The following is an 11,789-nucleotide window of genomic DNA, read 5'->3' as shown; positions in this document are numbered from 1 at the left end:
AAATAATACACACGCTCCAACCCTCAAACGCTCCACTCTTAAACTCAAAAAAATGGCAGGTCATAATGATTTTGGAAAAATAGCAGAAGATTTAGCGGTAGATTTTCTATCGAAAAATGGCTATACAATCTTAGTCAGGAACTTCCGTTTTCAAAAAGCTGAGATCGATATTATTGCTGAAAAAGATAATCTGCTGATCGTTGTGGAAGTAAAAGCCCGCTCTACGGATGCTTTTATGCTGCCTCAGGAAGCCGTTACCAAAACGAAGATCAAATCTATTGTTTCCGCGGCCAACCATTATCTTGAAGAGTTTAACAGGAATAATGAAGTAAGATTTGATATTATCTCCGTTCTTCCTGATGATAAAAAGAAGTTGATTATTGAACATATAACCGACGCTTTTGAAGCTTTAGACGCAAACTAATTAAAATGTACCAATTTGATAATGTACCAGTATAACAATGCTGAAATGCAGAATCTTGTTATTGTTACATTGGTAGACTGATACATTGCTACATTAAAAAGAAATTATGAAAACAATACTCATCACCGGAGCCACGTCCGGAATAGGAAAATCTACAGCAGAACTTTTAGCCAGACAGGGAAACAGGGTAATCATCTGTGGAAGAAGAAATGAAGTTCTGGAATCTTTAAAAGCTGAGCTTTCTCAATATACCGAAATATTTAGTTTGATATTTGATGTAAGGAATCTTGAAGAAGTTGAGAGCGCCATCAATTCTCTTCCTGAAGAATGGAAGAATATCGACGTTTTAATCAATAATGCAGGGAATGCTCACGGATTGGATCCTCTTTCTTCCGGAAAGTCAGATGATTGGGATTCTATGATAGATGGAAATGTAAAAGGACTTCTCTATGTATCCAAAATGATTATTCCATCCATGAAAGGCCGTCATACAGGACATATTGTAAACATTAGTTCAGTGGCAGCAAGACAAACTTATGCCAACGGAACGGTATACTGTGCAACTAAAAAAGCAGTTGATGTAATTTCAGACGGAATGCGCCTTGAGCTTACAGAATTTGGGATCAAGGTAACCAATATCCAGCCCGGTGCCGTGGAAACAGATTTCTCTCTGGTAAGGTTCAAAGGAGACAGTGAAAGAGCTGCTACGGTATACGCCGGATATGATGCTTTGAAGGCGGAAGATATTGCAGATGCCATCGCTTACTGTGTGAATGCTCCGAAGCACGTTATGGTTTCAGATATGACCATTTATCCGAGTGCCCAGAGCGAGCCGAGAACCATTTACAGAAAATAAGGTGAAAAAGCTATCCCTTTTCTTCCTGCTGCTTTCATTTACTTTCTGGAATGCCCAGAATGCAGAGACTTTTCAAAAAGAAGGTAAGCTGTTTGAAAGTATTAAAACTCTGGATCATTATTTACAGCAGAATGATGAAAAGATCGTTGAAATGCTGGCTCCGGATGTGTCTTTTGGGCACTCCAACGGCTGGGTTCAGAACTTTGAAGATTTCAAAAAAGATTTTTCATCCAAAAAGGTGATCTACAAGGATATTCATCAGACAGAGCTTTCCGAATTCAAAAAATATAAAAATACAGCCAGCATCAGAAGGAAAATAAAAGTCGCGGGAACCTATAAAAACCAGGATTTTGAAATGAATCTGGCTTTGCTGGAGATCTGGATAAAAAAGAATAGCGGATGGAAACTCTGGAGCAGGCAGAGTGTCGAAATAAAGCCATAAATTTGCATGAATTTAAAGCAATTTTGCCTTTCCGCGATTTTGCAGATTAGCTTAAAATAAGAAAATGAAAATATTATATCTGGAAACCTCCTCCAAAAACTGCTCTGTAGCTGTTTCAGATGATGAAAAGCTTTTATGCCTTTGTGAAGAAGTTTCAGACAACTACAAACAGTCTGAAAGTCTTCATACCTATGTAGAATGGGCATTGGAAGGGGCAGGCCTTACCATGAAGGATATTGAGGCTGTTTCATTAGGAAAAGGACCGGGTTCTTATACCGGACTGAGAATCGGAGCGGCATCCGCAAAAGGTTTCTGCTACGGCCTTAAAGTACCGCTTACCGCTGTGAATTCCCTGGAAAGCATGATAGAGCCTTTTCTGGGAAAGAACTACGACTTTATAGTGCCATTGATCGATGCGAGGAGAATGGAGGTTTATACGGCCGTTTACGACGGAAATACAGGAAAAGAACTATCTGCCACCGAGGCTAAAATTTTAGATGAAACTTCTTTTGAAGAATTTAAAGATAAAAAAGTAATTTTTGTGGGAGACGGAGCGAAGAAAGCAAAGGAGATTCTGAGCCTTCCTGATGCAGATTTCAGGGATGATATCTACCCTTCTGCCCAATACCTGATCAAAAAAACGGTTGAAAAGATAGGTCAGAAAGATTTTGAAGACATTGCCTATTTTGAACCATTTTATCTCAAGGATTTCCACGGAGTAAAGAAAAAGAAAAGCGAAGAATAATCTTCGCTTTTTTATTTTATTTAGACGGTTCAGGAGCGTCAGGAATTCTTTGTTTCGGTTTTTCCAGCCTCTTCTGTTTGCTATCCGATTTTTTATCAGGCTGTGCATCCTGAATGAACTGCTGCAGCTGATTGTTTTTATCATTTACAGGCGGGTTCTGGGGAATACCGTTATTTTGGTTCTGTACGGGCTGTACAGGCGCTCCCGGCTGTTGGGGAACGGCATTTCCTTTATTGTCTGTGGCCTGGAATGAAAGTTCACTTTTCAGGTAGTTCAGCATTTCTTTGGCCTTGATGCCTTCAGGGGTTTTGGAATAATTCAGTGCGATCTGTTCAAGTTGAAGGATCATGACTTCTTTTCCGCTTGTTTTTCCCGTATTAAAAGCATTCAGCAAATGGAATTTAGGAATTAGTGCGTCTTTAGGAAACTTCTGAACCGTCTGGTCTATAATATCCCTGCTCTCCCCGAATTTCTCGGATTCATACAGGGCGTATGCTTTTTTGTATTCGTTTTCTACATCCTCAGATGATTTTACGAATGAATTGTTCTTAGGATTTCTTGCAAATTCTGCATACGAGGTATAAGGATAATCCGTCAGAAGAATCTGTTTGGCTCTTTCCGAAGCCTGCGGATTCTTCAGATAATTCATTGCAAATATTTCATACAGAGCCTGAAGCATTACTTTTTCCTCAGGTTTTACATCTACAAGGTCATATAGGGTTTTTGTCGCTAAAGGAGTATTTGTAAAGTAATTCTGATACATTACCCCCAAACCTAGAGAAGCGGTATCTCTGTCTTTCTTCAACTGGCCCAGTTTTGCCTGATCTGTAGGGATCTGCTCAATATAGAAGGTCGGTTCAAAACGTCTTGGGTTGGGTGCTGAAGTTACGCCTAATGCTTCATTTTTCATATCTTCAATGGAAGCCATTTTCTTGGAATAACGCCAGTTATCGGCCAATGCTCTGTCGCCCCAGATCTGCTTAAATGAAGAAGTTCCTTTGCTTATTGTTCCGGTATTGCTGAAATAAAAACCTTTCGTAGTCACCCCGAAATCTTCAAAAGAATTGGCATTATTGGCAAATATTGAATTCGCGTTGTAATCTCCGGTGTCAAAGCCTTTGCTTCTTTCTGCACGGATTCTCTCCTGCTCTTCTTTTTCTTCTTTGGCTTTCAGTTTCGCAATGTATTTGGTGAAAAAGTCGGTTTTCTGAGCATCGCTCATCTTCGCCAGAGAAAGAATACTGTCATTTTTTTTGATCAGGTAATAATTTTTTGAGATCTTTTTGATGTATTCGGACTGGTCTTTTAAAAGGACCTTGGAAGGCTCATAAGTCATAACGGTAAGTGCGGAATCATAGTAAGTTCCTGCCCCGATATAATCATTTTTTTCCAGGTAGCTCTTCCCTATTTCGTAGTAAGTAAGACCTCTCACCTGCGGATCAGAAACCTTCTCAAACAGGGATTTTTTGAAGAACTGCTGGGCTTCATCTTTTTTCCCTGCTTTGTTCGCCATCAGTCCAAGAGCATAATAAAATTCATTCTTTCTGGATGTGTAAGTTCCTTTTTTACTGATTCCTTCCAGATAATTTTTAGCGCCGTTATAATCTCCTTTTCCGTTGAATGTTTTAGCAATGGCGATCTGCGATTTTACCTCAAATTCAAAGTCATTGGCATATTTATAAGCCTGTGTAAAGCTTTCTCGGGCCTTTTCATTCTGCCCCAGATTTTCAGAAACCTGTCCTCTCAGATAAGCGATTCTGCTTTTCAGTTTTCTGTTCGAATTCAGTTCAAACGCTCTGTCCAGTTCAGTTTCTGCTTCCTGTAATTTTCCGGCATCCAAAAGTGCTTCGGCATGATAAATACTCAGGAGTTTGGCGTAGGTTTTATTGATCTTTTCTCCCTGTAGTTTGGCGAAAGTTTCGTTGGCCTTATGAAAATCATTGATCTTCGCATAAGCTACCCCTTGATAAATTCTTGCCAATGGAAGCCTTTTATCTTCCTTCATATGCGTGAAAACATAGTTCAGGGCATCCAGAGCCTGTACCGCTTTATTCTGATAAATCCTGGACTGTACAAGGATCATATAGGCATCAAAGATCTTTTTATTCTTTTCTTCCCCGCTTCTGATCACAGAGTATTTGTTGATCGCTTTTTGAGCTTTTGCTTCCGCGATTTCTAAAGTCGTCGCTCCTTTATTCTGAAGATCATCTGGCGCGCCGGGCGTTCCCTCACCACCAGGCGTTCCGGGCGGCATTCCAGGAATTCCTCTTCCGGTAGGCTTGTTTACTTCAGCCATTTTCATAGAGTTTTCAGCGAAAGCGGCAGACTGCCCCAGATCACTTCCCAAAGGCTGATCTTCAAAGGTGAGGATAGGAATATAAGGCGCATAGAAATTGTCCTTATGTCCCTTGTCTCTGCTCGTAAATTCACTGTTTAACGCATCTTTTGCATTAAAAAGGGTATTATAGTAGGTGTTAAATCCTTTCAGGAACTTGGAACGCTGCTCCGGCTTCTTTACTTTGGTAGCACAGGAAGCAACGATACACATGATTAAAAGGAATAAAATATTCTTTTTCATTATTCAATATAACTCTCTTATCTGCTTTTTATTATCAGCAGTTGATGATTTTGTAAAAATAATAAAATTTTATAATGAATAATATTTATATTTCGTTCAAAATTTTGTAAACCAAATGGGTAGGAAGCCCCATGATGGTGTAAAAACTTCCACTCATCTTCCTGATCTTGGCCATACCCAGCCATTCCTGGATGCCATAGCTGCCTGCTTTATCGAAAGGTTTGTAGTGTTGAATATAATATTCTATTTCATCATCTGTAATTTCATCGAATTCTACGTCTGCCACATCGGTTTCCGTATAGGATTTATCAACGGATTTTATAGTAATTCCCGTATACACCTGATGCGTTTTCCCCGACAATGTTTTAAGCATAGCTCTGGCTTCGTTCTCATCCCCGGGTTTTCCAAGGATCTGATGATCTATCGCAACCACAGTATCTGCGGTCAGGAGGACTTCATCATCGGTTAATTCCCTGAACGCGTCTGCCTTTAATTCTGACAGATAAGCTGCAGCTTCTTCAATTTTGATATTTTCAGGAAGAATTTCTTCACAGTCTATTTTGACCACATTAAAATCAAAACCTAAACTGGTCAGAAGCTCTTTTCTTCTCGGTGACTGGGATGCTAAAAGTAATTTCATAAACCGTTTTATACAGATTGGGTATTATCATCATGCCAGTTCCCCTGAACTTTCATCACCTGCTCTATGACATCACGCACAGCACCACTGCCTCCTTTTTTTGTGGAAATATAGTCAGATATTCCCTTGACTTCAGGAACCGCATTTTCCGGACAGGCGGCAATAGCAGAGTTTTCCATGATGTGGATATCAGGAAGATCATCTCCCATGGTCAGAATTTCTTCGTTTTTAAGATTGTATTTCTTTTTAAAATCTTCAAAATCAGTCATTTTGTTGTGCGATTTCGGGTAGTAATCCTCTATTCCAAGATAATTGATCCTGTGTTTTACCATTTCATCGTTTCCGCCGGTAATGACCCCGATTAAATAATTGTTTTTTAAAGCTTTAACAACGGCATAGCCATCCAGGACATTCATGACCCTGCACATATTTCCGCCAGGCATCAGATAAACACTTCCGTCAGTAAAAACCCCGTCTACATCAAATACAAACGCCTTAATATCTTTTAATTTCTCTTTATAGCTCATACATTTTCTGAATAGAATGATTCATTGTCTTATAAATGTCAAGACTCTCGTCTTTTAGCAATTTCTCGTGTAATTCCAGCACCCTTACGTCATTTCTTACTGCCGGTCCGGTTTGCGCTGCTTTAGGTTCAATTTCATAAATCTTTTTCACCGTTTCATCGATCAAAGGGAGAAAATAATCAAAAGGAATTTCCTGCGAATCCGAGATTTCTTTAGCCCTCGCAAAAAGATGGTTCACAAAATTGCAGGCAAAAACAGCCGTAAGGTGAATGTATTTTCTCTTTTCATGATCACTTTCCATAACATGTTCTGAAATCCGGGAAGCCAGATCGAAAAGGATTTTTTTATCGGTCTCTGTTTCGGTTTCAATGAAGAACGGGATTTTTTCGTACTCCAGCTTTTTTGATTTAGAAAAAGTCTGTAAAGGATAAAAGCTTGATTTTCTGTACTCCCCTGCCAGGATTTCTTTGGGAAGAGATCCCGAAGTATGGGCAACCAGACAGTCTTTTTTTGTGATCATTTTGGAAACACCTTCTACAGAATTATCACTTACACAAATGATGTACACATCTGCATCAGCCAGCTGTTCCGTAGAATAAGGAATATGCAGTTCTTCAGAAATTTTCTTCAATTCTTCACCGTTCCTTCCGAAAATCTGCATCAGCGGAATTTTTTTCAGACTGAAAACTTTTGCCATATGGTAAGCTACATTTCCGGAACCTATAATTACAATTTGCATCTAACAAAGATAAGATTTTAAAGGAAGCCGAAAAACAGGAAGCCGGAAGTTTTATCACGAACGCCTTTATAGCCTTGTCCTTAAGGCTCACCGCATAACGATCTGATATTATTTTAAATATTTGGACTGAAAATTGAATAAGTAATTTAACTTTCGGCTATTTTTGTAATCCAAAACAGTGAAAGCATCTTATGAAGATTAAGGACGCGGAAATTATTTCGTTGATGCAGAATCCACGGACCCAGGAAAAAGGTGTCCGTGCCTTGATGGATGCTTATCAAAGCAGATTGTACTGGCATATCAGGAGAATTATTGTAGATGGAGATTTGGCTCAGGACACGCTGCAGGAGACTTTTATTAAAGCCTATCAGAATTTTCACCAGTTCAAAAATGACAGCCAGCTGTACACCTGGTTGTACAGGATTGCTACCAACGAAGCATTGCAGCAGGTAAACAAGATGAAGAAAATGCAGAAAACGGATGAAGATCCGGAGTATTATATGCAGAACCTGGTGGCCGACAATACAGAGGGAGATGCAGAAGAAATACAGCTGCTGCTCCAGAACGCCATACAAAGCCTGCCCGAAAAGCAGAAACTGGTATTTATGATGCGGTATTATGATGATCTGCCCTATGAAGAGATATCTAAAATTGTAGATATGTCTGTAGGGACTTTAAAGACCAATTATCATTATGCCAAACAAAAAATAGAAGAATTTATTAAAGAAAATTACGAGAGATAATTTTTTGACCCAACAGAGATGAAAGAGTTCGACCTAGAAAAACTAGAACGCAAGAATATTTACAAAGTTCCGGATGATTTGTTCCAGAATATCCAGAACAATGTAATGAACGAAGTGAAAGCGAATAAAAAAGCACCCATTTTCAAACTGAATTGGATGTATGCCGCTGCGGCATCACTGGCTTTGATATTCGGAGCAACATATGTTTTTAATTCTGATAACGATCCGGCAAAAGATGTGTTGAATTCCAAAGCTTATGCCGCGAAAGGACAGGAGCCCAAAACAGAAAGCCAGCGTGCTTACGAAACCCTGGAAGCAGATTTAACTTCGGTTGAAATAAACAATCAAACAGTTGCAGATCAAAACAGTAAAACCGTTTCATATACTCCGGATAACGAGAGTAAAAAAACGGTAAATGCACAGCCGGTAAAAACGACCGCTAAAAAAGAAGAAACTAAAATGAATGAATATCTGGATTCGTTTTCTAATTCGGAAATAGCAGAATTAGCAAGCAATTCTACGCAGGATGTTTATTTGGATCTATATAATTAAAAGAAAATGAAAAAGATATTATTTACGCTTTTTATTATTTACGGTTTTGGTTTGAATGCACAAAACACGCAGATTACTGATTACGACTGGAAAAAGATGGATCCTAAGCAGAGAAAAGAAGTGATCAATAACCTTTCTCCTGAAGAAAGAAAAGAGCTTCTTAAGAATTTCAGGAATAATATGGTGATCGAAAACCTCGATATAGATACCAGTGATAAAAAAGAATTCATAGAGGTCTATAACGAGTATCTGGACAGCCAGAAACAAATCATGAATCAGTTTAAATCCAGCTCGGATTTTAACCCTGAGACATTGTCTGATGATGAAGCTAAAGCTAAACTTCAGCAGAGTTTTGAATTGGGACAGAAATTGTTGGATAACAGAAAGAAATATGCTGATAAAATGCAGCAGGTGATTCCATGCCAGAAAGTATTAAAGCTATTCCACACGGAGGGGATGATGAGGGATAAGATGAATGAAAGAAAGCCTCACAGTCACAATAGCGGCATGGCAAAACCCAAACAGAACCCATAATAGTTTATTTTTTTAATGTTGGACGGCTCTTACAGACAATTGTTTGTGAGAGCCGTTTAGTTTTAAAATGAATGCTTAGTTTTGCGAAAATCTCAATGATGAAAAAAACACTTTTATTTTTAATGTTTTCAGTTTTATGCTTTGCCCAGAGAACAGAACTTATCAGGCTGAACCAAAGTATTAAAGACAGGAATGGGCTTGCCAGATCATTAACCTTAATAGACAACAGGGCAGATAAAATAATTGGTACAATTGCCGATAAAAAAGAAACTGCTGAAATAAAATTTGAGGCTGAGGATTTGAAAACGTATTTTGAAAACCGGTTTTTGGAGGACAATAAGAAATTAGGGAATATGGATGTTGTTCTGATGTTGGAAGAATTAAAAATATATGATGAACAGGACGAAAATAAACAGTATCCTTATGCCAAAGCAAAAATAAAAATGAGCACTTTTCTGAAAAGAAGTGACAGATATTATTTTATTAATCGTTTTAGCAATGTTATTGTCTGCGATCCCAAAAGAACGGCCCATGCCCAAAGATTTCTGGCTACGGTGATTTCAGATATTATGACTGAGCTCATTAAAAACTCTTATTCCGGTGTGGTTTCCGGATCATTTATTCCTGAAAATGAAATTAATAATTATGATGAATATCTGAGAAATAATTTCAAAGTATTTCTTAATCCTGAGCTTAAAGATGGGGTCTATACCAATTTTAAAGAATTTCTTAATCAGAGGCCAAATTCCGGTTATTCTATTGAAAAAAATAAAAAAGGAAAAGTTGTGAGATTGATGAAGGGAGATCTTCAGGCGCCTTTATCCGACATGTACTGCTATGTAGAGGAAGGAAAGGTTTATAAGCTTACACCCGTTGGTTTTGAAGTCCTCCAGAAAGATGCAATAGGGTTTTATATGTATACTTCCAGAGCAAATCTGTTTGCGGAAGCTAAAACCGGAGGCGTTTTTATAGGAGCAGTAGCCGGAGGAATTGTGGGGGCACTGATTGGAGCCGCCATCGAATCCGGATCCAATTCCAATGCCGGAGCTATGCATGGAATTGGTTTTAAATCCAATCTGGAATCCAATGTTTATATAGACTCTTTAACAGGGGCTTATGTCTTTGAAAAATAAATTCCCTCCTGAAAATTAAACAGAGATATTGTCTCGCTTTTTTTTATCTTTGCAAATTACAACGTTCTTAAATGAAAAACATACGAAATTTTTGCATAATCGCTCATATTGACCACGGTAAAAGTACTTTGGCAGACCGTCTTTTGGAGTATACCAACACTGTTACTCAAAGAGAACTGCAGTCTCAGACCCTGGATGATATGGATTTGGAGAAAGAACGTGGGATTACCATCAAGTCTCACGCGATCCAGATGGATTATGAGTATAAAGGAGAAAAATATATCTTAAACCTTATTGATACCCCGGGACACGTAGACTTTTCTTACGAAGTTTCCCGTTCCATTGCTGCCTGTGAAGGTGCGCTTCTTATTGTAGATGCAGCACAGAGTATCCAGGCACAGACCATCAGTAACCTTTATCTGGCATTAGAAAACGATTTGGAAATTATTCCAATTCTGAATAAAATAGATCTTCCATCAGCAAATCCTGAAGAAGTTACCGACGAGATCATGGGACTTTTAGGATGCAAATATGAAGATGTTCTTAGAGTTTCAGGAAAAACAGGTGAGGGGGTTCATGATTTGCTTGAGCAGATTGTGAATAGAATTCCTGCTCCGGTAGGAGATCCCACTGCTCCTTTGCAGGCATTGATCTTTGACTCTGTTTACAACCCGTTCAGAGGGATTGAAGCCTATTTCAAAGTCGTAAACGGAAGTATTTCTAAAAACGAGAAAATTAAATTTTTCGCGACAGGAAAAGAATATGGTGCTGATGAAGTAGGAACACTGAAACTAAAACAGGTTCCGAAAAAGACCATTGAGTGTGGTGATGTAGGATATATTATTTCAGGGATTAAAGATGCAAGAGAAGTAAAAGTAGGAGATACCATTACCTCTTTTGTGAATCCTGCTGCGGCTGCTATCGACGGTTTTGAAGAAGTAAAACCAATGGTTTTTGCCGGAATTTATCCTATTGAATCCGAAGATTTTGAAGAACTGAGATTTTCATTGGAGAAATTAAGACTGAATGACGCTTCTCTGGTTTTCGAGCCGGAAAGTTCTGCAGCACTTGGTTTTGGATTCCGTTGCGGATTCCTGGGAATGCTTCACATGGAAATCGTACAGGAACGTCTTGAAAGAGAATTTGATATGAACGTTATTACTACGGTTCCCAACGTTTCATACCATGGATATTCTAAAAAAGATCCTGAAACTGCAATTTTGATCAACAACCCGTCAGAAATGATTGATCCCAATCTTTTGGATAGAGTTGAAGAACCTTATATAAAAGCTTCCATCATTACCAAATCCGATTTCGTGGGTGCTGTAATGACACTTTGTATTGAAAAAAGAGGGGAGATTGTTAACCAGAGCTATTTAACGGCAGACAGAGTGGAATTAACATTCAATATGCCTTTGGCTGAAGTTGTTTTTGACTTCTACGACCGTCTGAAATCTATTTCTAAAGGATATGCGTCATTCGACTATTCTCCGATAGGAATGCGTTCTTCCAAATTGGTTAAAATGGACATCCTGATCAACGGGGATATGGTAGATGCCCTTTCCTCATTGATTCACGACAGTAATGCCTATTATATCGGTAAAAAAATGTGTGAAAAGCTTCGTGAACTGATCCCGAGACAGCAGTTTGATATCGCAGTTCAGGCAGCATTGGGAGCGAAAGTGATCGCCAGAGAAACCATCAAAGCATTAAGAAAAGACGTTACCGCAAAATGTTACGGAGGAGATATCTCCAGAAAACGTAAGCTTCTTGAAAAGCAGAAAGAAGGTAAGAAAAAAATGAAGCAGATCGGAAGGGTAGAAGTCCCTCAGTCTGCATTCATGGCAGTATTGAAACTAAACGATTAATATAAAAA

13 protein-coding genes are annotated in these 11,789 nt (G+C 38.7%); 9 read left to right on the top strand and 4 right to left on the bottom strand.

Going from position 1 to position 11,789, the window contains the following annotated elements; all coding sequences use genetic code 11:
- Positions 1 to 52 precede the first annotated feature (52 nt).
- The 4 genes from JET18_RS12125 to tsaB all read left to right on the top strand — a co-directional run bounded on the left by JET18_RS12125 (position 53) and on the right by tsaB (position 2,467).
- The gene (locus JET18_RS12125; RefSeq protein ID WP_202091360.1) at positions 53 to 424 is read left to right on the top strand and encodes a YraN family protein; all 372 of its coding nucleotides are present in this window, start codon (positions 53 to 55) and stop codon (positions 422 to 424) included.
- A 106-nt stretch (positions 425 to 530) separates the two neighbouring features.
- Positions 531 to 1,280: an SDR family NAD(P)-dependent oxidoreductase gene (locus tag JET18_RS12120; protein WP_202091358.1), complete on the top strand. Its 750-nt coding sequence runs from the start codon at positions 531 to 533 to the stop codon at positions 1,278 to 1,280.
- Between the two features lies 1 nt (position 1,281).
- Positions 1,282 to 1,722, top strand: a complete 441-nt coding sequence (locus JET18_RS12115; protein WP_202091357.1) for a nuclear transport factor 2 family protein — start codon at positions 1,282 to 1,284, stop codon at positions 1,720 to 1,722.
- A 64-nt stretch (positions 1,723 to 1,786) separates the two neighbouring features.
- Entirely contained in the window at positions 1,787 to 2,467 is a 681-nt protein-coding gene (tsaB, locus tag JET18_RS12110) for a tRNA (adenosine(37)-N6)-threonylcarbamoyltransferase complex dimerization subunit type 1 TsaB (protein WP_202091356.1), read from the top strand.
- 16 nt (positions 2,468 to 2,483) lie between these two features.
- Here the strand turns inward: tsaB and porW are convergent, their stop codons facing one another.
- The 4 genes from porW to JET18_RS12090 form a co-directional block, all read right to left on the bottom strand.
- Positions 2,484 to 5,045 (bottom strand): type IX secretion system periplasmic lipoprotein PorW/SprE, encoded by a 2,562-nt coding sequence (porW, locus tag JET18_RS12105; protein ID WP_202091355.1) that lies wholly within the window; start codon positions 5,043 to 5,045, stop codon positions 2,484 to 2,486.
- A gap of 85 nt (positions 5,046 to 5,130) precedes the next feature.
- Positions 5,131 to 5,685 carry a Maf family protein gene (locus JET18_RS12100; protein WP_202091354.1) on the bottom strand — a complete coding sequence of 185 codons (555 nt, stop codon included), beginning with the start codon at positions 5,683 to 5,685 and terminating at the stop codon, positions 5,131 to 5,133.
- An 8-nt stretch (positions 5,686 to 5,693) separates the two neighbouring features.
- On the bottom strand, positions 5,694 to 6,212 hold the full coding sequence (locus tag JET18_RS12095) for a KdsC family phosphatase (RefSeq protein WP_202091353.1): 519 nt from the start codon (positions 6,210 to 6,212) through the stop codon (positions 5,694 to 5,696).
- The gene (locus tag JET18_RS12090) at positions 6,202 to 6,951 is read right to left on the bottom strand and encodes a Rossmann-like and DUF2520 domain-containing protein (RefSeq protein ID WP_202091351.1); all 750 of its coding nucleotides are present in this window, start codon (positions 6,949 to 6,951) and stop codon (positions 6,202 to 6,204) included. Before JET18_RS12090 ends, JET18_RS12095 begins: the two co-directional genes overlap by 11 nt.
- A 191-nt stretch (positions 6,952 to 7,142) precedes the next feature.
- On the opposite strand from JET18_RS12090, the gene JET18_RS12085 reads away from it, so the two are divergent.
- The 5 genes from JET18_RS12085 to lepA all read left to right on the top strand — a co-directional run bounded on the left by JET18_RS12085 (position 7,143) and on the right by lepA (position 11,781).
- On the top strand, positions 7,143 to 7,694 hold the full coding sequence (locus tag JET18_RS12085; protein ID WP_034724476.1) for an RNA polymerase sigma factor: 552 nt from the start codon (positions 7,143 to 7,145) through the stop codon (positions 7,692 to 7,694).
- Between the two features lie 18 nt (positions 7,695 to 7,712).
- The gene (locus JET18_RS12080) at positions 7,713 to 8,246 is read left to right on the top strand and encodes a hypothetical protein (RefSeq protein WP_202091349.1); all 534 of its coding nucleotides are present in this window, start codon (positions 7,713 to 7,715) and stop codon (positions 8,244 to 8,246) included.
- A 6-nt stretch (positions 8,247 to 8,252) separates the two neighbouring features.
- The gene (locus JET18_RS12075; RefSeq protein WP_202091347.1) at positions 8,253 to 8,780 is read left to right on the top strand and encodes a hypothetical protein; all 528 of its coding nucleotides are present in this window, start codon (positions 8,253 to 8,255) and stop codon (positions 8,778 to 8,780) included.
- Between the two features lie 95 nt (positions 8,781 to 8,875).
- Positions 8,876 to 9,913 (top strand): hypothetical protein, encoded by a 1,038-nt coding sequence (locus JET18_RS12070; protein ID WP_202091345.1) that lies wholly within the window; start codon positions 8,876 to 8,878, stop codon positions 9,911 to 9,913.
- A gap of 71 nt (positions 9,914 to 9,984) precedes the next feature.
- Positions 9,985 to 11,781, top strand: coding sequence for a translation elongation factor 4 (gene lepA, locus JET18_RS12065; RefSeq protein WP_202091343.1), 1,797 nt, complete (start codon positions 9,985 to 9,987; stop codon positions 11,779 to 11,781).
- The last annotated feature ends 8 nt before the right edge of the window (positions 11,782 to 11,789 follow it).

The sequence above is a fragment of the Chryseobacterium endalhagicum genome (assembly GCF_016745235.1).
GTDB classification, from domain to species: domain Bacteria; phylum Bacteroidota; class Bacteroidia; order Flavobacteriales; family Weeksellaceae; genus Chryseobacterium; species Chryseobacterium endalhagicum.
The sequence above is the reverse complement of the archived record's forward strand: the minus strand, read 5'-3'. Positions and strand labels throughout refer to the sequence as shown.

Coding starts and splice junctions, on each gene's coding strand:
- JET18_RS12125 (WP_202091360.1), top strand. CDS start 53: ATGGCAGGTCATAATGATTTTGGAAAAATAGCAGAAGATTTAGCGGTA.
- JET18_RS12120 (WP_202091358.1), top strand. CDS start 531: ATGAAAACAATACTCATCACCGGAGCCACGTCCGGAATAGGAAAATCT.
- tsaB (WP_202091356.1), top strand. CDS start 1,787: ATGAAAATATTATATCTGGAAACCTCCTCCAAAAACTGCTCTGTAGCT.
- porW (WP_202091355.1), bottom strand. CDS start 5,045: ATGAAAAAGAATATTTTATTCCTTTTAATCATGTGTATCGTTGCTTCC.
- JET18_RS12100 (WP_202091354.1), bottom strand. CDS start 5,685: ATGAAATTACTTTTAGCATCCCAGTCACCGAGAAGAAAAGAGCTTCTG.
- JET18_RS12095 (WP_202091353.1), bottom strand. CDS start 6,212: ATGAGCTATAAAGAGAAATTAAAAGATATTAAGGCGTTTGTATTTGAT.
- JET18_RS12090 (WP_202091351.1), bottom strand. CDS start 6,951: ATGCAAATTGTAATTATAGGTTCCGGAAATGTAGCTTACCATATGGCA.
- JET18_RS12085 (WP_034724476.1), top strand. CDS start 7,143: ATGAAGATTAAGGACGCGGAAATTATTTCGTTGATGCAGAATCCACGG.
- JET18_RS12080 (WP_202091349.1), top strand. CDS start 7,713: ATGAAAGAGTTCGACCTAGAAAAACTAGAACGCAAGAATATTTACAAA.
- JET18_RS12075 (WP_202091347.1), top strand. CDS start 8,253: ATGAAAAAGATATTATTTACGCTTTTTATTATTTACGGTTTTGGTTTG.
- JET18_RS12070 (WP_202091345.1), top strand. CDS start 8,876: ATGATGAAAAAAACACTTTTATTTTTAATGTTTTCAGTTTTATGCTTT.
- lepA (WP_202091343.1), top strand. CDS start 9,985: ATGAAAAACATACGAAATTTTTGCATAATCGCTCATATTGACCACGGT.